Genomic DNA, 20,304 nt, shown 5'->3' on the forward strand with positions numbered 1-20,304 from the left:
CGATATTAGTGAGTATGATGAGAAGCTGGTAAGAAAGTACATCAAGAAAATAAAAGTTTACGAGGACAGGTTCAGCGTAACTTTTAAATCAGAGATTAGTGTTGATGTTGAAAGGGCATCGTAAAAGTCAAAAGAATGTGAGCGTTTGAAATGTTACAAAAGTCAGCCTAGGGGGAATCATCTCTAGGCTGTTTTTTTGTTTTTATGCTAAAATCAAGTTATTAAGCCAATCTTAAACCTTTTAACGATAGCCTCCTCCTATCGTTAAAAAGTGCACCCACTATCAATGGTGTTCACTCAAAAAAGTGTAGATATACTACCCGTTCTCTCAATCCACGTCGAGACTGTCGTATTGATGTCAAAGGCTGATTAGGTGGGTGCAAATTTGCCTTTGTGTAGCAAGGCTTAGCGAGGTCTATCGTTAAAAGGTTTAATGCGTGGCGGCTTTAAGCTGGGTTCTTGTGGTTTTTGAGTGTGATTTTGCTGTTTGAGGAAACATGTCTACACTCTAGGGTTGAGTGCACAGGATGTTAACGTTAAAAAGTGCACCCACCCTGCACCCACCCTGCACCCACCTTGTGGAGTGGGAAAATAAGGTTTAGGCTAATTATCATGGAGGAGAAATCTAAGTTTCGTTAGTCTAAAAATAAGGAGAGATGGCTATGGATAAGATAGATGAGCTAAATAAAGATGTGATAGTCATCAAACCTAAGCGGGTTGTTAAGGATTATGCTGTGGGTATTTATGCTCGTGTGAGTACGAATCGTAAAGAGCAGCTGGATAGTCTTTCTACTCAAGTGTCTGGTCTTACTCGTCTTGCTGCTTCTCACATGACTTGGTTTGTTGCTGATATTTTTCTTGATGTTGCTTCAGCTAAGGTTGGATCTTCAAGAAACGAGTTTAATCGAATGATTGATGAGTGCGAGAAAGGTAATCTTGATATTATTCTTACTAAAAGTGTGAGCCGTTTTGGTCGTGATACGAAAGAAGGCTTAGAGGCTATTAGAAAGCTTAAAGCTTGTGGCACGAGAATTATTTTTGAGGCTGATAAGATTGATACGGAAACGCTTGATGATGAACTTTTAATTAGCGTGGTTCAGGCTTGTAGTCAAGCAGAGAATGATTGGCGAAGTGAAAATATACGCTTTGGCTTAAAACATAGAGCTGAAGATGGCACATTAGGTCTTTATAGCAGAGTTTGTTATGGTTATAAAAAAGATAAACATGGCATGCTGATTATTGATGAAGAGCAAGCGAAGGTAGTGAGAGCTATCTTTGATTGGTATCTAGAAGGTTTAAGCGTTGTTGGAATTATTGAAAGATTAAAAAGTAAAGGTGTTAAGTCTCCAAAGGGGAAAGACAGTTGGAGTAAACGGGCTGTTGAGAGCACTTTGACTAGGCGTAAATATACAGGCGATGTGGCTATAGCTGATTCAGGCGGTTCTGACAGGCAATATTTGTATTCGGATCATCATTCCGGAATTATTTCTAAAGAGAAGTTTGAAGCCGTTGAGCTTGAGATGGCGGCTCGGAGTAATGTGGAAGTTGGAGAGGACGGGACTATTGTTAGAAAGAAGAAAAAATATAGCTCGAAGAAATAGGAAGGAGTCGAGATATGGATTGCAGAGGACATGCAACAAGAGAAAAGATTGCTCAAGATTACGAAATTCATCCTAGAGCACATATAAAACTATTAAAAAATCAAAGTAAACATAGTGATGCAGGGCCTATTATTCAAAATGAATACTATATTTTTAATGCTAAGAGAAGAAATGATGGGGAGCTAGAAATAATTCAGTGTGGTATGGGTGCAGCAAGAGATTTTCTTGAATTAATTAAGCATCAAGGGCTACCAATTTTTAATCCCCTAAAAGTTAATTACAGAGATTCAAACGGTGATGAAAGTAATACTACTGGTACTAATAGCTTAAAAAATGTGACCTGGAATGAAACTGCAAAACAACTGTATAACGCAATCATGTGGCTAATTGTATTATGGGATGCCAAACCTGATACGCCTCTCTTTGATTTTATGGATGAAGTAATCAAATACAAAAAATGTGAGCCTTTTGATAGAAAAATCAGAAGAGTAAATACTGCTATACAACATGGAGGCAAAGGTAGGACTTTAACAGAGATGATTGATGATTATAGAAAGTACAATGATTTTAAGAATGATATTTGCAATTTTGAACTTCTTAGCGACAAAATTAATAATATGAGGGACAAAGACGGAAGTAAAATAAAATCCTATTTTTAAGGCTCGCTAGATGGAATAGAAATTATATGCTTGAAATAGCCTAATCAAGGATAGAAAGAGCTGAATGAAACAACCTCCTCTAATAGACGCAGCAACACAGGAAAAACAAGTACCTTAGCCAATTTCCAAATTTAACCTAACAATCTCACGTCGAGACTGTCGTATTGATGTCAAGGGCTTAATAGGTGGGTGCAATTTTGCCCTTGTGTAGCAAGGCTTAGCGAGTGCTATCGTTAAAAGGTTTAATGCGAAGCGGCTTTAAGCTGGGTTCTCGCGGTTTTTGAGCGTGATTTGGCTGTATGAGGAAACATGTCTACGGTCTGGGGTCGAGTGCACAGGATGTTAACGTTAAAAAGTGCACCCACTTTGCACCCACCTTGTGAAGTGGGGAAATGTTAATTAAGCACGATTCATGCACAGTATGATTAAATAATAGTTGAATCGTATGTGTCAACAAGGCACGCAACTTTAGAACAATTTTGATTTGCTTCGGAAAAGAAACGAGTTCATCTGCGTTTATATTCATTCATACTCCCTTTTGGTGAGGTCATAGTATGTGGTTCAAGATAAATAAATTCTATGCATTTCGAGAGCTAACTTTACATATGAATCAATCTTGTGCAACATGCATGTATGAGTTCACTATCGTGAGTTACTACAACAATTGTTGTATTCATTGACTTAAGTTTTGATAGTAGCTGTGCTAGTTCTTGCATATGCGCATAGTCTAATCCGCTCGTCGGTTCGTCTAACGTTAGAATTTTTCTACCTGTTGCCAGCGCGCATGCAATTGCTAATCGCTGTTTTTGCCCACCCGATAGACTCTGCGGATGACGGTGTGCCAAAAAGTCCAAATCAAATTGTCGTAATATATTCATCGCAACATCGTTCTTATTTTTGCTGCGCTTAGGCAAACTAATTAAAACTTCATCTAAAACGCTTTCTGTAAACAGCTGGTTGCCTGTATTTTGCATCACCATAAAACATAATTTTTTACGTTCTCGATTACTTACAATTCTATCCTCGTATTTAAAAATACCTTTGCAACTTTTTTCTAAACCGCAAAAACAATTGAGAAAACTGGTTTTGCCAGCTCCATTTTTTCCTACAATTGCTGTAATTTGATTACGCGCAATAGCGAGCGATTTAATATTGACTATTTTCTTCTTTACGTCATGATACGCAAAGTTGAAATTTTTTAATGCGATTATCTGATCGTCTTGTGTGACAGATGGCATTTTATTAATTTGTATGGGTGATTCCATAAGTCGCGTTCTCAGTCCCATTTTTTGCAAATCTAGGTCATTGAGCGTATTTTTTTGTTCGGATTTAATATCTTTAACGATCTCACCTTGTTTCATAACCACTAGGCGATCCATAATGTCCCAAAGATAAGCTATTCGATGCTCAGCTACAACAATTGTTCTTCCTTGTTTTTTCCAATGCAAAATCAACTTTTTAAGCATCAACGTTGAGTCGTAATCTAAATTTGCTGAAGGTTCATCTAACAAAATTATGTTTAATCCTGCTACTTCAATTGACGCACAAGCTATTTTTTGCTTTTCGCCGTCAGATAGATGAAAAATATTGCGATCCATCAAATTTTCCATGTGCAAATCAGCAACTGTTGTATCAATACGCTGATAAATATCAGATTTTGGTAGTCCTTGATTTTCACACGCAAACGCTAGTTCACTCGTTGTATCAACATTATAAAATTGTGACTTAGGATTTTGAAAAACTGTGCCTACAACACGTGCTAAATCATATAATTCATTATTCTTAAAAGATCGACCGTTTAATAATATATCGCCTTTTACATTTCCTTGATAGAAGCGTGGAATTAAACCATTTATCAGCCGTAACAGCGTTGTTTTACCACAACCCGAAGGCCCGGTTATCAAAATTAATTCGCCATCTTCTATGCGCAAGTTAATATCATTTAATTCACTTGTATGCTGGTCATCTTCAGTTCCATAATGGAAATAAACATGCCTAAATTCGATCATACGATTACTCCTAAGCTAAACAACAACCAAAAACATATGACCGACAAAGAAATGAGTAATAAAAACCAATCTTGTATTCGAAAACCAATTTGGCAAATATTGGTTCGCTTGATAGGGGAGCCTAATCCTCGAATTAACGCTGCTGCCGATAGTTCTTCGCCAATACGTACACTCGAACTAATCATAGGAATTAATTGGTACTCTAATATTTTTCCAATACCAACTGCTCCTATATGAATTTCACGCATATTCATAGCGCGACAAATTGATTTCCATTCTGTTGCAATCGTTGGAAACATTCTAAGCATAACTGACATTGGCACAATAATGGCTTGCGGCATATGTATTTTTTCCATTGCTGCAATAAATTCACTCACTGAAGTTGTTGCTATTACATATTCACCCATTGCAACTGTTACAACAAGACGAGTAAAAATATATCCGCACATTAAAGCGATAGGTTTTAGCATACTAGGTAGATATGGTATTGCTAAAAGACAGCTATATCCAATTACAAGCATCATGCTTACATGGAAAAATTTTTTCCATCTTTGTTCGATCAAAAGCAGCGCAAAGGGAATAATTGATAATGCAAATCTTACATAATGCAAACGCATACCACCCACGCCACCCATTACGAATATTGCTAATAGCAAAACAAGGACTATTTTTACGCGTGGATCTAGAAAACTGCGTTTGTTCTTTTGCGCTGCTAGAGATGAATATGCCATTAAACAAGACCAGCTTTTTCAAAATGCTTTTTCAAAACTTTCTGACCAAACAGGCCGCCTAAAATACCGCAGATAAAGCATGCAATTAGCAGAACGAACGCCATCCAATTTGGTAGGAGCTGAGCAACAGCCTCGGCATAAGCTTTACCAAAGCTTGCACGTTGTGCAAAATATTGTTCGCGATCAAGAAACAGTGACATATAGTTGCCATACATCCACAGGCTAAAAAATCCATATGTCAAAACAGCTTTTTTAGCACTGGCATAGTTGCCACTTTTGAACACAATTTCTGCAATCAAACCTGCAATCGCACTTGTTAACAACGACCACATTCCCATGCCCGTGAGCACCATCAATAGACCCATAATGATTGCCATAATAAAAATCATTCCTGGCTTTTTAACTTTGGTCAAAAAGAGCATAAAAGGAATACCGCCTATAATTGGCACTAATACCGCAAGGAGCGGCAAAAAGACGGGTACTATCCCAAGCATTGATATTACACATACAATAACAAAATAAATGGCTCCAAATATACCAATGTTTATCAGGTCATGACCACTTAATTTAGTTGCGCGTTCCATAACAAATTCCTCCTTTTTCTATCATGTGCGTTCTACACGCGCTCAAACTAATACGAAAACTCCTCTGCTGCACACGTTTTATCAATAAGATTTTGATAAGTAGGGCTTATCTGGATAAGCTCGGCATGTGTACCGCATGCTTCAACGTGACCATCTTTTAACACAACTATTCGATCAACATTTTCAATTGACTTCATGCGGTGAGAAATAATAATCACAGTTTTATTTTTTACCAATTCGGTAAGCGATTGTTGAATTTTAATCTCGTTGTCAACGTCTAAACTTGAAGCAATTTCATCAAGAATAAGAATTGGTGCGTTTTTCAAAAATGCGCGCGCTATTGATATACGCTGACGCTCGCCTCCAGAAAGCTGCTGTCCATTTTCGCCGATAATGGTGTTGATCCCATCGGGGAGTGCGTCAATAAAGTCACAGTGTGCAAGCTGAGCAGCGTGTTTTACTTCTTCGTCCGTTGCATCCTCGCGTCCAATGCGAATGTTTTCCAGAATGGTTGTGTTAAAAAGCGTAACATCTTGGAACACAATGGATATATTGCGATAAAGACTTTCGGTAGACACGCTTCTGATATCTTTGCCACCAATACGAATACTGCCCGACGTAAAATCATACAGTCGCGCTATAAGTCGAAGCAGAGTTGTTTTTCCGCAGCCTGACTGCCCAACAAGTGCGCAAACTGTTCCATGCGGCACAGTAAAACTTACGTCGTTTAGCACAGGAGTAGTGTCATCGTAAGAAAAGCTGAGCTTGTTTATCTCTATATCAAAATTAGCAAATTGAGTAGCGCGTTTATCTGTAGCGCGTACGTCTGTAGCAGCTTCCGTCTGCACATCTAATACCTTTGCGTCGCGAATTTCACGAATACGCTTCACAGCCGAATTGATATAGAAAACTTCCATAAGGAATTCCATATTCGAGTCCACAAATTCTTTGAGCTTCATGGCAGCAAGCACGTAGCCTAGCAGATATAGCACAGAAATTTCGCCAGTTTGCATAAGAAAAATGCCACCGATAATCGTGAATGCCAACGAAAAATGCGAGAAAATATCGGCAAATATCAGCAAGAACCCAGCGTTGCGTTCACTTTTCCAGTGGACGCGCAATGTGTCATCAAGCTTGGCATAAAGCTTTGTTTTTACGCTTTCTGCAAGATTAAAAGCTGTAATTTCTTTAGAAAGCTCAATGCGATCCTGGAAAGCTTGCGAGTTTTCGCGTAATCGTAGGTAATGTTTGTTGTGCTGCGCACGTACATAGCGCTTTGATACTACAATCAGCAAAAACGAAAGAAGCGTAGGGCCAACGGCACAAATCGCCATTTTCCAGTTTCCTATGAACATTAATACAGAAAGAAATGGTAAGAATAAACAAAACGCGAGCAGTTTCGGAACTGCGTGACTTTCTGCATGTTCAAGCGATGCTACGTCTGCCATAATACTTTGAGCGAGATCGGTAAGATCGTGTTTTGCGAAGTAAGACATTTCTAGTCGCGAAAGTTTCTCTGCGATATTAAGGCGCAAATGAGCTGCTTCTTTATATGTTTCGTTATATTGTGCTTCGTATTCAAAACTCAATAGCACTGCCATTACCACCAAGGTCACAATAGAACACACAAGATAGATGGCTGTACTATGTACATGGCATAGTAACAGATGATCTACCAACAATAGCAGCAACATTGAAGGAACCATATTGATAACAAATACCAAAAAACTAAGTACACTCGATTTAAAAGTGCCTCGTACACCTTGATCGGTAAGAGCAAACGTATTTTTTAAAAACTTAATCATTAACAACCCTCCACTCATTAGCTTTGGTGTAAATTGTGTACAAATGTGTATATTGGCCATTTTGCGCCATAAGCTGAGCATGTGAACCGCGCTCAACAATGTGTCCGTGGTCAACAAGCAAAATCTCATCCACACCCGTAATGGACGTCAGACGATGTGCAATCATAATAACCGTTTTTCCGCGCATCAGTCGCCTGAAGGCTTTTTGCAGCTCATACTCATTATCGGGGTCAATAGAAGCAGACGCTTCGTCCATAATTACGATGGGAGAATTTTTTAAAATTGCACGAGCAATCGCAACGCGTTGAGTTTCGCCACCTGAAAGATACACGCCTTTTGTTCCAATTATTGTGTTTTCTCGTTTATCTAATTTATCTAATACCGAATCAAGTCCTGCTGCAGAAATCGCAGACATTACTTCCTCGTGGCTTGCGTCATGTTTTACGCAGCTAACATTGTTATATAGTGTGTTACTAAACAACTTAGAATCTTGAAAAACAAAGGAAATTTCTTGCATGAGCGCTTCTTGAGAATATGTGTTAAGAGGTTTATTGCCAATTAAAATTTCTCCAGAACTTATGTTGTAATATGCGCACATCAGTTTAGCAATTGTAGATTTACCTGATCCAGATTTTCCTACTAGAGCATATATCTTATTTTCGGCTAAATTGAAGGACAGATTTTTCAAAACTTCTTTTTTGTCATACGAGAACGAAACGTTACGAAACTCAATGTTGTGATTTGCAAAATGATCTTCATTGCCAAAATGTATTTCTTCTTTCGACATTTGCGCATAAAGCTTCTCAAGCGAATCAACCGCATGATTACCCTGGAATGAGTACATGCCAATGTACATAACGCGCATAAATGCTGCAAACATTAATCCCGATACGAAAAACGTCATAATTAAATCGAGAGCCAAACGTTTGGGACTGCCCAAATCGTCAATAAAAAATACCAGCGGCAGTGTAAGTATTGCAATAATACCAAAGAAAAGGCATTCATACACAACGTATCCTGCTTTGCAATGCTTTGAATATTGGTAAGCGTATGTTGAATAATTGTGAATAAATTTGGAGAGCTTTTTCATGGAGCGAACCGAAACGCCAAAAATTTTAATGACCGCAATACCGCGAATATATTCGACTGTTTCTGCTGATAGATTATCAAGCGCATCTTGGTACATTTTCATGAATTGCTTGCCACCCATCATGCCGGCCATGATAGCGCCACCGATAAGTGTAAGTGCCAACATGCATACACCCACGCGCCAACTACTACAAAAGCTGAGCACAATAATAAAAATCGGCATAAGGATTGCGCGCGTAGCGTCTGGAATCATGTGTGCGACAATCGTGTGAGTGAGCGCCGCATTGTCGTCAATAGTTTTACGAATAGCTCCAGATGAATGTGTGTCAAAGAATGTAAAACTTGCATGATTTAAGCCTTCGACACCGCGTTTGCGCAACACGTTTTCTAAGTTGAATCCCACGTAATGTGCCATAAGCCCAGACGCTCCAAGACATAGACTTCCAGCAAGCAAAAGCAGTGCAATAACAAACGCAAGGCTTTGTGCGCGGGGCATATTTTGGTCCGCTATAAGCGCGTACAAAAAACAATTTATGGCATAATAGCCGCAGGTAGTAAGCACCGCCGATAAACCCGAGACAAGAACTGCCCCAAGAGCCAAAGCCCTAAACTGCGGAATATACGCAAACAGTTTGCGGTATGTATTGTATGTATTCATGAGCGCTCCTTTCCTGGTAAAGAAGTTGAAGATGCTGGAACAGACCCTTGCATGCTGCCGAACTGATTGCTTCCCTCGTCGCTGGTGCGAGCAGTGCCGTGGCTGTTACCCTCATTGTTGGGTTGAGCGCCATAGCTGTTATCCTCATCGAGGGTGTGAGCATTACCCTGCTTCAAAATATTCAAGAGCAGCTGCTTAATAAGCGCCTGATTATCTTGTACAAGTTTGTGTTCGTTGAGCACGCTCGCAGAAAGAATGATCGCGTTTACAAAAAAAGCCATAAGTTCAAAATTTGAAGGCTTAACAGAAAGCGTTTCGGCATCGATGTTATGTGCCCTAAACGTATCAAAAGCAGTGTGTTCAAGCTGTCTATACAGCTGTTCAAGCTGAGGGTTTCTCTTCTTAGCCAACAAAAGCTCTACGTAGACGGGCATAAGCGCATTGCTATCAACTACTTTTCTGGCCATTTCATCAGCAAGAAGATCAATGCTCCATTGCTTGCCATCCTCTATAGATTTCATCATGATGGTGTTGCGGTATGCAATGCCGTCGAGCATAATGTCGTGGAGTATGTCGGTTGTATTTTTATAGTAGTGATAAAACCCACCCTTTGATAAGCCCGTTTCTTTTACCAGGTCTTCCATGGTTGTGTTCTCAAAGCCTTGTTCGACAAAAATACGTATAGCAGCATGCTTTATTGCTTGCTTGCGTTCATCAAAACTAAGCCGCTTATTACGAGTCATGCAATTCACCTCACAATCTTGCAAAGGGTTAACGCGCCAAATGGTTGTCATGAGTCAACGCGTAAAAAGTCTTCGCGCCTTGGCTACATCTAAGGGGTCGTCATCCTATCGACGGATTCGTCGATACATGCAGTATAAGTTAGATAGTGTTTACTGTCAAGCTCTTGCTTGAAAGTAAAAATATTTGTCGATGCTGGTTAGAAGAGTGCCTGCTTGTGCTAATAAAATTTATAAGAAACTAGGCAATAGTTCAGCAAATCCATAAACACATACCGTATTTATAGTTTGCATATATGTACCACAGTACAAAAAAGTTCAATCGTTCGTGTATTTTGGGCTATATTGAGTGAATGAAAAGTTTTTAGTTGCACATAATTATTCCTTTACGATTTCAGCAATATCACTGATGTCACAATCTAAAACACCACATATTTTTACCAGTATTTCAGTAGTTACGTTTCCACCATTGCTAAGTTTTGCCATGGAAGAGGAACTTATTTTTGCCTCTTCACGGAGTTTGGATTTAGTCCAACCCTTGTCGATTAGTAATTTCCATAATTTGTTATAACTAAATTTCATTTTTATCACCTTTAATTTCTCTGTTCCAAGATTGTCCATATAGCTCGCCTCCGCCACTGTATAGTTGAAGGACTTTGTTGTCTTGTAGAATTTCATATGTTTCGTTACTGTATGAGCTTTGCTTATCAAATGCAATGAAGATTTGTTTATTCAAATTTGCTGTATCTTTGTATATTTTCATAATTCCGTCAATACCCTCGTCGTCAATATTCTTAAAGAATAATGAGTCATGCACCAAAGCTGGTAATGCCGAGGTGTAAAGTATAGCAAGATCTAGTAGGATTAAACCTTTGAAGTTTGTACCAGTCCCAGTATCTTTTGGCGTGGAGAATCTATAACTGTTATAGTTTCTTAGTTCTATCTTTGGTGAATTACGTTTTTCAACGTATAGTCTATCGTTAAATTCATGCATCTTTGTATTGAGGTTGTATTCTATTTCAGAAAGTATATGTTCGACATTTTTCTCTAAGTTTTGTGTAGCTGATTGCTTTGCCTCTTGTAGTTGTGTTTCTTCAAGATAGGCTTTGTTTTGTTCTTCTAGGGCTTCTATTTTTTTGTTAAGCTCAGAGTGTTTGTCAAGAAAATCTTTAGAAATAGAGTTAGTAATATTTAATTCTGACATTTGTTGTTCTACTTGTTCTATAGAATCTTTTATTTCAGCAGTCTTTGTATCAAGTGATTCTTTTTCTGATTTGAACTGATCTTCTAATATGGCTGAAAGTTTTTTATGGAACTGCTCGATTTCATAAATTTTCTTTAAGTTGATATCAGGGAAAAACTCGGCTAACGATTCAATGTCAGCTTCTGTCGGTAATAATCCAAACTCTATACTGATTTCTAATAGTTTAGATTGTCGTTGAAGTCGTTCAAGTTGGGTGTCTAAACTTAATTTGTTAGCTTTCAAATTTTCTCGAGCTTTATTGCTTTCGATTTCTTCACTGCTTGCATTTACCTCATAATTAAGTGTTAACGCATTAAGTTCAGCCCGTAGATTGGAAAGGGTTTTAATGTTTTCTTCATACTGTGTTTTGCCACCAACCAGATTGGATATGAAACTATATTTTCTAGCGTTTTTAAATGTTTTGAGCTTGTCTATTTGTACGTCTAATTGATTGTGATATGGTTCTATATCTTTGTAGAAATCAAATAAGCTCATGAGAATTTTGATGGATTCTTTTGTTGGTTGATTTCTATATCCTTGCAGAGGATAATTTTCATCGTGATTATTCTTTCCATAGATTCTAAAAAATGTACTGGTTAATTGTCTAAAGGAAAGATTGGTTTTATTGCTGACGTATCTTTCTTTCAACCACTCGATGAATTCTTTTCTGGACAGTGTTTTGTCTGTGGTTTTATATTTTTCATTACATACAGTAATCGTATCTGCATTAGCTGTGCTTCTACTAAAAAAGTATTTCTTGTCAAACTTGAAACAAAAATATATAACGTGGTTGCCTACGTATTTCACGCCATCGCTATCAAGGTAGGAGTTGCCACCGAAAGCAAAATCTATTGCTAATAGAGCAGATGATTTGCCTATTGAGTTGGATCCTGTTTGTGTCCCTTGAATAACATTAAGACCTTTTTTAAATTGAATGACTGGTCTAATATTGTTATTTTCTTTAAAGGCAGGAGAATAAATTTCTATAAGCATAGTTTCACCTCACCCTCATCTGTCATATCAATTGCATTAAGAGCGTAAAGACAGTCCATAACGGATAAAAAGTCTGTAGGTTCGTCTAAAGAGTTCAAAGTAGACTGAAAAATATCTTTTACATTCGTTTTTCCGCTTTTTATTATTTTTAGCACTACTGGTAGTGTTGCCAGAGTGCTTTTTTCATATGGGTATAGCTTATTTGGTAATTGCATCGAACACCTCGCACTTCTGCACAAAGTAGCTCACAACGATTTGACAATAAATCAATTGCTGAAGAGTTAGTTTATGCAGTTTCTCAGAAATTTCTTCAAAAATCTCCATGTCACTCCGTTCGGCTTTTTTAAGCTTTTTATAAATGGATCGCATTTGAGCTTGTAAATCTTCATAATCGATAACATTACTTTTATCTAAGTTAACAAGGATTTCTTGGACTTTCACGAAGTAACTAGTAACTTGTTGTTTTACTGTTAGATAAAGATGGAAATCATTGTTAGGATCTATTTTTTCCTTTAATTCTTTTGGATCTAGAGAAGAGCCAAATAAATCTTTTTGATTAAGTTTAGTAATTTTGTAAATAACGTCTGTAAGTCCCTTTTCCAGCTGTGAGGAACTAAGTAAGCCTATGTTTGCCATGTGGTTAGCTAGGGCTTTTTTTCTTTTGAACAAAAGACTTGTAACTTTTTTAGTGTTATCCATCTGATATGTTGCAAAACATTGAGGGCAAAGAGCTACAAGATTATCGATAGTTGGCTCCTTAGTCTTATCAATGCGACTTATTTCATAGACTTCTGAAACATTGGAATCATTAGAAAGTACGAGTGTTTTAGAACAACCGTTCATTACACAATGGTTTTCACATTCTTGCAATAAATATTTTCCGTATCTGGTTTTTAAATCAGAAGAGGATTGTAGTTGCTTTTTCTTTTCCAATACATCAGGTGCGATTATTCCTGCTGTTTCTCTAATAATATTGACGAATATATCAGCAAGTTTTTCAGCAACATTAGCAGTAGTAACATTCGGATCATACGGACGTAAATCTTGAGCTAATAATTTCAAAACTTCTGAAGGTCTTGAGTTCAGGCTTTCTATAAAAATTTCAGGGGTAAGCCTATAGCAAATTGCTCGAGCAACTTTTTTTGAAATACCTCTTTTAGCAAAATTACGATATGTATTCGTGCTTACGGATTCAGAGGGATCTTTTTTTGTGCCCCATTCACCTTCAGGCACGCTTGTAATCATGACAATTAAATCTTTCACAAATTGAGGAACATCATAATCGTCACTGATACGTTTGTATAGCATTGCACAAAACATTTTAAAGTCCAAAGATACCCCTCCTTTCTTTTTGAACCACATTGAACCACATTGATCCAAACAAGAACCAAATAAAAAATCCGATTTAATACAATCAAATCATCAAAGAAACAACTTTGCTGATGTGTAAATTATATCACGCAAAGATACCTTTGAGCAAAGCAAATATTCGATAAAAGGACAGTAGCTTTGCAAAGAGGCATATGCCTCAGCCTCTATGCGGAAATATCCCTTAGCTAAGGATTATTCGGAGTCCACATAGAACAACTAAATAAGTACAGCAGTCTTACCGAATAAGGCAGCTGCAAGTAAAGATGAAGGAATTCTTCATTCTAGCTTGTGGTGTTTTGTCATGCCTTATTTGAGCTGAATTCAAGGAAGTCCTTCATCAGAAATCAGATGGAGGATTTTTTATGAGAATTCAATTACGCTGTGACAATCATTTTACAACATTCGACCTCAAGCTTGATGAGGTTAAGGGCTGGCTTAATATCGACCTTCTTCCCGATGAAAGCGAAGAAGAGTTTGAGAAAAGAGCACAAGAAAAGGTAGATGCTGAGTTTAACCGTCCCGAGTATAACTCTCTGCATAAATATGAGAGACATAAAGGCTTTACTAGACCTTACAGCGGTGAAGACGGTGAGGAAACTGATGATTATGAGTCTTGCATGAGTGATGTTAGAGACTCTGGCATCTTTTTCAAAACAGTAAATCAGATTAAAGATTCAGAAGAATATAGGGCAGTTGAATCGTTTGTTTACTCGATTTTAAAGCCGGATGTGGCGGATCTTTTTATGGCTGTTCGTATTAGGAAGATGGCGATTAACGAAAAGGCTGCATCTATGCTTAGCCGTGATGCTTTTGAAACGGATGCTGATTATAAAAAAGCAGTGGATCGCTTGGCTAACAATATTACACATAAGCTGAAGCGGGCTGAGAAAAAATTAGTAAAGAATATTAAAAAAGCGTCAGATTTTGGCCTCTGCCGTGGCTACTTCATAGGAGGAGCCAGTTCCTCCAATAAAAATTAGGAGGTAGCTACTATGAAAGAGCTAATTACAGTAAACCAAGATAGTAAGAATTTAACGGTAAGTGGCAGAGACTTGCATACAGCACTTCAAATTAAAACCGCCTATAAGGACTGGTTTCCAAGGATGTGTGATTACGGTTTTATTGAAGGTAGGGACTTTTGCTCAATTTTGAGCGAAAGTACGGGAGGTCGTCCATTAACCAATCATCAGCTTACTATTGATATGGCAAAACAGCTATGTATGATTCAGCGTACAGAACTTGGCAGAAAATTCCGAGAATACTTTATTTCTGTTGAAGAGAAGTGGAACTCGCCTGATGCGGTAATGGCACGTGCGTTGCAAATAGCCAATAGGAAATTGAGCCTACTTGAATCACAAAATCTGAAACTTACCAATACTGTAGCGTTGCAAACACAGCAGATAGCAGAGCTTAAACCGAAAGCCAGCTATTACGATGTGGTGCTTAAATGCAAAGACATAATCTCCATGCGCGTGATTGCAAAAGATTATGGTAAATCGGCACAGTGGATGAACAACTATTTACATGAACTTGGTGTCCAATTTAAGCAATCTGATACTTGGCTTTTATATCAAAAATATGCTGAGAAAGGCTATACCAGCACAAAAACGCATGCTTATGAAGACGCTAAGGGTATTACTCATTCAAAGGTTCACACTTATTGGACTCAGAAAGGCAGGCTTTTCATCTATCACCTCATAACACAACACGGGATCTACCCATTGATTGAACAGGAGGCTAAAGATGAGTAAGACTTATAAAAAACATTTAGAAACAACACCGAACTTTAAGCCTATCGTCTACATCTGTGCTCCATACCGTGGAGATAAGGAGAAAAACGTGCAACATGCTATCCGGTGTGCGGCTTACGCGTATTTACACGGAGCAATCCCCATCACTCCACACCTGCTTTTCCCGTTTATGGATGATGAGAATCAAAAGCATAGAGGGGATGCGATGTTTATGGACATTATCCTCTTAGGTAAGTGCAACGAGCTGTGGGTGTTCGGAGAAAAAATCACAGGCGGCATGCAAGTAGAAATCAATCTGGCAGAGAAACGTAGGCAGCCGATTAAGTATTTTACGGATAAGGATTTGGAGGTGAATGTTGATGCGTAGTTTAGCTATCGCTTACGGTAACAACAGGCAGGCAAAGACGTGGGTTAATAAGACCATCACTTATGATGAGCTGAAAGACCGTCTTAAAGTGACGATTCGCACCTCAGAGTCAGCGGAAGAGTATGCAAAAATGAAAAAAGCAGACCGTGATCTTGCAAAAGACCACGGTGGTTTCGTTGCAGGAGCGTTGGCTTACGGTAGACGAAAAGTCGACAGTGTTGAATTTCGCTCCATGCTCGCCTTAGACGGGGATCATGTTGCTAAAGACTTTATTGCACTCTATGAGAGTGTTGCGCCTTACACGTCTTTTCTGTACACGACACACAGTCACACGCCTGATAATCCGAGGGTGAGAATTGTTTTTCCTTTAACGAGGAATGTAACACCTGACGAGTTTGTAGCAGTATCAAGGTATTTGGCTGACATGCTGGGTATTGACCAGTTTGATGAGTGCTCTTACTTGCCTAACCAGCTCATGTACTGGCCGTCCACGCCACGAAACGGCGTGTATGAGTATAAAGAGGTTGAAAAAGACTGGCTTAATCCAGATGATATTTTATTCGCTCACCCTGAGTGGACAGATCCAACCAGGCTTCCGACCTCATCTCGTGAGAGTAAAGCGAATCAGGTGCAAAAGCAGAAAGTGCAAGATCCACTCGCGAAAAATGGTGTAGTTGGATTGTTTAACCGAGTATTTAACCCAGTAACTCTTGCTTTAGAAAAGTTTTTAAGCGACATATATGAGCCGACGGATAACGAAAACCGCTGGCATCTTATAGCCTCACACAGTATGGCAGGAGTTGAGATTATCGAAGACAAGTTCGTTTACTCTCATCATGCTAAAGACCCGGCGTATTTGAAACTGTGTAATGCTTTTGATATTGTTCGCACGCACAAATTCGCTAGCTTGGACGAGAAAGAGTCGTTTAAGAAAATGAGCGAGTTTGCGATGAGCCTTGATGAAGTAAAACTTCAAGCGGCAAACGAGAGACTCTTGGAAGCAAAAGATGATTTTGTTGATAGTGAGGATTGGAAGAAAAAACTACGCTACACGTCTAAAGGCGCGGTTTTAGAAAACTCGCTTTATAATGCGAAACTCATTATTAAACATGATCCTTTGCTTAAAGGAATCGTTTTTAACCAGCTGGCTGATGGTCTTGAAATTAAAGGCGACGTGCCTTGGCAGCATCCTGCGAAGTTTTGGAGGGACGCGGACGACGCGCAGCTTATCTGCTACGTGGACGACCATTATGGCTCGTTTTCACAGAGAAACTATGATATTGCTGTCACGAAAGTATCAGATGATAGAAGTTATCATCCGATAAGACGCTATTTTGAGAGTCTTCCTCAATGGGATGGGGTTAAACGTGTAGACACGCTTTTTATCGACTATCTTGGTGCTGAAGACAACGCGTATATTCGTGCAGTGTGTAGAAAAACACTGTGTGCAGCATACATGCGTATCTACCATCCCGGTATTAAATTTGACTACCTTCCTGTTTTTAACGGTGCGCAAGGTATCGGCAAGTCAACGTTTATATCAAACCTTGGCATGGAATGGTTTTCAGACAGTCTCACGCTTTCAGACATGAACGATAAGACGGCGGCTGAAAAACTCCAAGGATATTGGATTCATGAAATCAGCGAGCTTGCGGGCATGAAAAAAGCTGATCTTGATAAGGTAAAGGCTTTTGTTTCAAGACGTGACGATAAGTATCGTGCTTCTTTTGGAAAACGTGTAGCACCACACCCGAGGCAGTGCGTGTTCTTCGGTACAACGAATAGTGAAAACGGTTATTTAAGGGATGTTACTGGTAACCGGCGTTTTTGGAATGTGAAAGTGTCGGGAAACGGTAAGTATAAGCCTTGGGAAATGACGCGAGAACTAGTTGACCAAATATGGGCGGAAACCATGGTTATTTCCAAGGCGGGTGAAGAACTGTTCCTTGACAAGAGCTTGGAGGCTTTCGCTCAAGAAGAACAGCGTGAAGCCATGCAGCAAGACGACCGTGAAGGCATTGTCAGAGAGTATCTTAACATGCTTCTACCCGATACTTGGGGTGAAATGGATATTTACAGGCGGCGAGATTACTTCCGTGACATGGAGGATCCGACACGACCTAAAGGCTCGATTAAACGCATGGAAGTATCCAACATTGAAATATGGTGCGAATGCTTCGGGAAAGCCAAAGAAGATATTAAGCCTATCGACAGTTACGCAATATCGGCGATTATGAAACGTTTGAAAGACTGGCAAAAAACAGGCACGCGAAAGCATGTGGGAATTTATGGTTTACAACGAGTCTATGAAAGACAAGATGTGTGACAACTTAGGTTGTTTAGTGACAAGCTGTTAAGGCTTGTCACATCATCTGATAGTTGTCACGCCTGATGTTACTGAGTTTAGACAACTTGTGACGGACAAGAGATGAAATTCTATATTAAATAAAATCTTTATTTATACTTATAGCGTACACGTAACACGTGTATTCGCGCGTAAAGGGATTTTTAGTCACTTGTCCGTCCTTGTCACAGCATAAAGGATAAGAAGCAGTGATAAGAAAACAAAAAATAATAGTAAGAGAACGAGAGGTTGAGCGAAAACTCGTCCGTGAAGTTAAAGCAATGGGAGGACTTTGTTTAAAGCTTACGAGTCCTTCCGTTGACGGGCTTCCTGACAGGCTGGTTTTACTTCATGGGGGCAAGATTGGTTTTGTAGAGCTTAAAGCACCAGGTAAAAAGCCTAGAGTCTTACAGGTGAAACGGATGAAAGACTTACAGGCTTTAGGTTTTAAGGTTTTCGTGGTTGATGACAAGAGTCAGATTGGAGGTGTGATTGATGCGATACGAGCCACATGAGTATCAAAAGTATGCGACTGATTTTATTATCACACACCCGGTTTCAGCGGTCTTGCTTGAAATGGGACTTGGTAAGAGTGTGATAAGTCTTACAGCAATTAACGACCTGATGCTTGACTCGTTTGATGTTTCCAGAACTCTTGTTATAGCTCCTCTTAGGGTTGCAAACACTACGTGGCCTTTAGAGTTAGAAAAGTGGGAGCATTTAAAACACCTGACTTATTCTGTGGTAACAGGCACTGAGAAGGAGCGGATTCAAGCACTAAAAACGCCTGCTCACGTTTATATTATTAACCGTGAAAACGTGGAGTGGCTGATAATGAAAAGCGGCCTGCCGTTTAATTTTGACATGGTTGTGATAGATGAGCTTTCAAGTTTTAAATCGTATCAGGCGAAACGTTTTAAAGCATTACTGAAGGCTAGGCCGAAAGTTAAAAGGATTGTTGGTCTTACAGGAACGCCTTCTTCTAACGGGCTTATGGATTTGTGGGCTGAGTTTAGGCTGCTTGATATGGGTGAAAGGCTTGGCCGCTATATTACGTATTATCGGCAGAACTTTTTTAATCCTGATAAGCGTAACCAGCACATGGTTTTTTCCTACAAGCCTAAAGAAGGTGCTGAAAGCTTAATCTATAAGCAGATAGCTGATATTACGATTTCGATGAAGTCAAAAGACTATTTGAAAATGCCAGCGTGTGTGATAAACGAGGTGAAAGTAGAGTTATCCGGTAAGGAGCGAAAACTCTACGATGAGCTGAAACAGGATATGGTGGTGTCGTTGGAGGGTAAAGAGATTGATGCGATTAACGCAGCGTCTCTTTCAAATAAGCTTCTTCAAATGGCAGGCGGCGCGGTTTATAACGAGAAAAAAGAAAGCGTTCATATTCATGATCGTAAGCTTGATGCTTTAGAGGATTTAATCGAGGCTGCTAACGGTAAACCGGTTCTTGTAGCTTACTGGTTTAAGCATGATCTTGAGCGGATTAAGAATCGTTTTAATGTGCGTGAGATTAAAACGAGTGCTGATATTGCTGACTGGAATGCCGGCATGATTCCTGTAGCGTTGATTCACCCGGCTTCTGCAGGTCATGGTCTTAACTTACAGGCTGGCGGTTCTACTCTTATCTGGTTTTCCCTGACTTGGAGTTTGGAACTTTACCAGCAGACGAACGCTAGGCTTAACCGTCAGGGTCAAACCGATACGGTTGTAATCCATCACATTATCACTAAGGACACGATTGATGAGGATGTGATGAGGGCTTTAAGCATGAAGGCTAAAGTGCAGGATGCTTTAATCGAGTCGGTTAAAGCAAGACTATCAATTAACGAAGTGAGGGAAAGGGGTTCTAGAGAGAACTTACCTCAAAATGGAGGTAAGAATGAACAAAAAAGAATACTTACGGCAAGCCTATCTTCTTGATAAGCGGATTAAGGCTGACATGGATGAAGTAGTAAGACTGCGTGAGCTTGCTACAAGTGTTTCATCATTAAGATACGACAGAGAGTATGTGCAGACGACTCGAAGCGTGGAAGCTCCGTTTGTGAAAGCTCTTATAAGGGTTATGGATTTAGAAGCAAAGATTAACATGGAGATTACGATGCTTACCAGTTTGAAAGAGCAGATTTTGGATGTGATTTCTAAACTTGAAAGCGTGGATGAGCAGATGATTTTACGTTACCGTTACATGAGTAACATGACGTGGGAGGATATTGGGAAAGAACTCCATGCTAGCAGAATGACGATTATAAGATGGCATGGTAAAGCGTTAGAGCACATGGTTTTACCAGATAATCTAATCCAAATCTGAAAAAATGGTACGGTTTGGTACGCTCTGATACGAGAC

The 20,304-nt window shown here is 39.2% G+C and carries 19 protein-coding genes; 9 read left to right on the forward strand and 10 right to left on the reverse strand.

What is annotated here, in order from left to right; translation table 11 throughout:
* Positions 1 to 662 precede the first annotated feature (662 nt).
* Together D0T18_RS06400 and D0T18_RS06405 are read left to right on the forward strand one after the other, a co-directional pair.
* Positions 663 to 1,601, forward strand: coding sequence for a recombinase family protein (locus D0T18_RS06400; RefSeq protein ID WP_116440742.1), 939 nt, complete (start codon positions 663 to 665; stop codon positions 1,599 to 1,601).
* A 14-nt stretch (positions 1,602 to 1,615) separates the two neighbouring features.
* Positions 1,616 to 2,260, forward strand: a complete 645-nt coding sequence (locus D0T18_RS06405) for a hypothetical protein (RefSeq protein WP_205411957.1) — start codon at positions 1,616 to 1,618, stop codon at positions 2,258 to 2,260.
* A 599-nt stretch (positions 2,261 to 2,859) separates the two neighbouring features.
* On the opposite strand, the gene D0T18_RS06410 is transcribed toward D0T18_RS06405, so the two are convergent.
* The 10 genes from D0T18_RS06410 to D0T18_RS06455 all read right to left on the reverse strand — a co-directional run bounded on the left by D0T18_RS06410 (position 2,860) and on the right by D0T18_RS06455 (position 13,444).
* Positions 2,860 to 4,269: an ABC transporter ATP-binding protein gene (locus tag D0T18_RS06410; RefSeq protein WP_116440699.1), complete on the reverse strand. Its 1,410-nt coding sequence runs from the start codon at positions 4,267 to 4,269 to the stop codon at positions 2,860 to 2,862.
* The gene (locus D0T18_RS06415) at positions 4,266 to 5,000 is read right to left on the reverse strand and encodes an energy-coupling factor transporter transmembrane component T (protein WP_116440700.1); all 735 of its coding nucleotides are present in this window, start codon (positions 4,998 to 5,000) and stop codon (positions 4,266 to 4,268) included. Before D0T18_RS06415 ends, D0T18_RS06410 begins: the two co-directional genes overlap by 4 nt.
* The gene (locus D0T18_RS06420) at positions 5,000 to 5,584 is read right to left on the reverse strand and encodes an MptD family putative ECF transporter S component (RefSeq protein ID WP_116440701.1); all 585 of its coding nucleotides are present in this window, start codon (positions 5,582 to 5,584) and stop codon (positions 5,000 to 5,002) included. Before D0T18_RS06420 ends, D0T18_RS06415 begins: the two co-directional genes overlap by 1 nt.
* 47 nt (positions 5,585 to 5,631) lie before the next feature.
* Positions 5,632 to 7,389: an ABC transporter ATP-binding protein gene (locus tag D0T18_RS06425; protein ID WP_116440702.1), complete on the reverse strand. Its 1,758-nt coding sequence runs from the start codon at positions 7,387 to 7,389 to the stop codon at positions 5,632 to 5,634.
* Positions 7,382 to 9,136, reverse strand: a complete 1,755-nt coding sequence (locus D0T18_RS06430; RefSeq protein WP_116440703.1) for an ABC transporter ATP-binding protein — start codon at positions 9,134 to 9,136, stop codon at positions 7,382 to 7,384. The genes D0T18_RS06425 and D0T18_RS06430 overlap by 8 nt, the downstream gene beginning before the upstream one ends.
* Positions 9,133 to 9,879 (reverse strand): TetR/AcrR family transcriptional regulator, encoded by a 747-nt coding sequence (locus D0T18_RS06435; RefSeq protein WP_116440743.1) that lies wholly within the window; start codon positions 9,877 to 9,879, stop codon positions 9,133 to 9,135. The genes D0T18_RS06430 and D0T18_RS06435 overlap by 4 nt, the downstream gene beginning before the upstream one ends.
* 375 nt (positions 9,880 to 10,254) lie before the next feature.
* A complete protein-coding gene (locus D0T18_RS06440) occupies positions 10,255 to 10,458 on the reverse strand; it encodes a helix-turn-helix domain-containing protein (RefSeq protein ID WP_116439679.1) in 204 nt (67 codons plus the stop codon).
* Positions 10,448 to 12,112 carry a DUF2326 domain-containing protein gene (locus tag D0T18_RS06445; RefSeq protein WP_116440704.1) on the reverse strand — a complete coding sequence of 555 codons (1,665 nt, stop codon included), beginning with the start codon at positions 12,110 to 12,112 and terminating at the stop codon, positions 10,448 to 10,450. Before D0T18_RS06445 ends, D0T18_RS06440 begins: the two co-directional genes overlap by 11 nt.
* Positions 12,103 to 12,327 carry an ABC-three component system middle component 7 gene (locus D0T18_RS06450; protein ID WP_116439681.1) on the reverse strand — a complete coding sequence of 75 codons (225 nt, stop codon included), beginning with the start codon at positions 12,325 to 12,327 and terminating at the stop codon, positions 12,103 to 12,105. Before D0T18_RS06450 ends, D0T18_RS06445 begins: the two co-directional genes overlap by 10 nt.
* A complete protein-coding gene (locus tag D0T18_RS06455; RefSeq protein WP_240318299.1) occupies positions 12,311 to 13,444 on the reverse strand; it encodes an ABC-three component system protein in 1,134 nt (377 codons plus the stop codon). Before D0T18_RS06455 ends, D0T18_RS06450 begins: the two co-directional genes overlap by 17 nt.
* Positions 13,445 to 13,845: 401 nt before the next feature.
* On the opposite strand from D0T18_RS06455, the gene D0T18_RS06460 reads away from it, so the two are divergent.
* From D0T18_RS06460 to D0T18_RS06490, 7 genes are all read left to right on the forward strand, one after another.
* Positions 13,846 to 14,463, forward strand: a complete 618-nt coding sequence (locus D0T18_RS06460; RefSeq protein WP_116440706.1) for a hypothetical protein — start codon at positions 13,846 to 13,848, stop codon at positions 14,461 to 14,463.
* A 12-nt stretch (positions 14,464 to 14,475) separates the two neighbouring features.
* On the forward strand, positions 14,476 to 15,234 hold the full coding sequence (locus D0T18_RS06465) for a phage antirepressor KilAC domain-containing protein (protein WP_116440707.1): 759 nt from the start codon (positions 14,476 to 14,478) through the stop codon (positions 15,232 to 15,234).
* Entirely contained in the window at positions 15,227 to 15,601 is a 375-nt protein-coding gene (locus tag D0T18_RS06470) for a DUF7768 domain-containing protein (RefSeq protein ID WP_116440708.1), read from the forward strand. The genes D0T18_RS06465 and D0T18_RS06470 overlap by 8 nt, the downstream gene beginning before the upstream one ends.
* Positions 15,588 to 17,927, forward strand: a complete 2,340-nt coding sequence (locus D0T18_RS06475) for a virulence-associated E family protein (RefSeq protein WP_240318300.1) — start codon at positions 15,588 to 15,590, stop codon at positions 17,925 to 17,927. Before D0T18_RS06470 ends, D0T18_RS06475 begins: the two co-directional genes overlap by 14 nt.
* 227 nt (positions 17,928 to 18,154) lie before the next feature.
* Positions 18,155 to 18,460 (forward strand): PDDEXK family nuclease, encoded by a 306-nt coding sequence (locus tag D0T18_RS06480; protein WP_240318301.1) that lies wholly within the window; start codon positions 18,155 to 18,157, stop codon positions 18,458 to 18,460.
* Positions 18,441 to 19,880 (forward strand): SNF2-related protein, encoded by a 1,440-nt coding sequence (locus tag D0T18_RS06485; protein ID WP_116440709.1) that lies wholly within the window; start codon positions 18,441 to 18,443, stop codon positions 19,878 to 19,880. Before D0T18_RS06480 ends, D0T18_RS06485 begins: the two co-directional genes overlap by 20 nt.
* Complete coding sequence (locus D0T18_RS06490; protein WP_101890245.1) at positions 19,840 to 20,268, forward strand: sigma factor-like helix-turn-helix DNA-binding protein; 429 nt, start codon at positions 19,840 to 19,842, stop codon at positions 20,266 to 20,268. Before D0T18_RS06485 ends, D0T18_RS06490 begins: the two co-directional genes overlap by 41 nt.
* The last annotated feature ends 36 nt before the right edge of the window (positions 20,269 to 20,304 follow it).

Origin of the sequence: Gardnerella swidsinskii, assembly GCF_003397705.1 — a bacterium.
Classification (GTDB): domain Bacteria; phylum Actinomycetota; class Actinomycetes; order Actinomycetales; family Bifidobacteriaceae; genus Bifidobacterium; species Bifidobacterium swidsinskii.

Coding starts and splice junctions, on each gene's coding strand:
- D0T18_RS06400 (WP_116440742.1), top strand. CDS start 663: ATGGATAAGATAGATGAGCTAAATAAAGATGTGATAGTCATCAAACCT.
- D0T18_RS06405 (WP_205411957.1), top strand. CDS start 1,616: ATGGATTGCAGAGGACATGCAACAAGAGAAAAGATTGCTCAAGATTAC.
- D0T18_RS06410 (WP_116440699.1), bottom strand. CDS start 4,269: ATGATCGAATTTAGGCATGTTTATTTCCATTATGGAACTGAAGATGAC.
- D0T18_RS06415 (WP_116440700.1), bottom strand. CDS start 5,000: ATGGCATATTCATCTCTAGCAGCGCAAAAGAACAAACGCAGTTTTCTA.
- D0T18_RS06420 (WP_116440701.1), bottom strand. CDS start 5,584: ATGGAACGCGCAACTAAATTAAGTGGTCATGACCTGATAAACATTGGT.
- D0T18_RS06425 (WP_116440702.1), bottom strand. CDS start 7,389: ATGATTAAGTTTTTAAAAAATACGTTTGCTCTTACCGATCAAGGTGTA.
- D0T18_RS06430 (WP_116440703.1), bottom strand. CDS start 9,136: ATGAATACATACAATACATACCGCAAACTGTTTGCGTATATTCCGCAG.
- D0T18_RS06435 (WP_116440743.1), bottom strand. CDS start 9,879: ATGACTCGTAATAAGCGGCTTAGTTTTGATGAACGCAAGCAAGCAATA.
- D0T18_RS06440 (WP_116439679.1), bottom strand. CDS start 10,458: ATGAAATTTAGTTATAACAAATTATGGAAATTACTAATCGACAAGGGT.
- D0T18_RS06445 (WP_116440704.1), bottom strand. CDS start 12,112: ATGCTTATAGAAATTTATTCTCCTGCCTTTAAAGAAAATAACAATATT.
- D0T18_RS06450 (WP_116439681.1), bottom strand. CDS start 12,327: ATGCAATTACCAAATAAGCTATACCCATATGAAAAAAGCACTCTGGCA.
- D0T18_RS06460 (WP_116440706.1), top strand. CDS start 13,846: ATGAGAATTCAATTACGCTGTGACAATCATTTTACAACATTCGACCTC.
- D0T18_RS06465 (WP_116440707.1), top strand. CDS start 14,476: ATGAAAGAGCTAATTACAGTAAACCAAGATAGTAAGAATTTAACGGTA.
- D0T18_RS06470 (WP_116440708.1), top strand. CDS start 15,227: ATGAGTAAGACTTATAAAAAACATTTAGAAACAACACCGAACTTTAAG.
- D0T18_RS06475 (WP_240318300.1), top strand. CDS start 15,588: ATGTTGATGCGTAGTTTAGCTATCGCTTACGGTAACAACAGGCAGGCA.
- D0T18_RS06485 (WP_116440709.1), top strand. CDS start 18,441: ATGCGATACGAGCCACATGAGTATCAAAAGTATGCGACTGATTTTATT.
- D0T18_RS06490 (WP_101890245.1), top strand. CDS start 19,840: ATGAACAAAAAAGAATACTTACGGCAAGCCTATCTTCTTGATAAGCGG.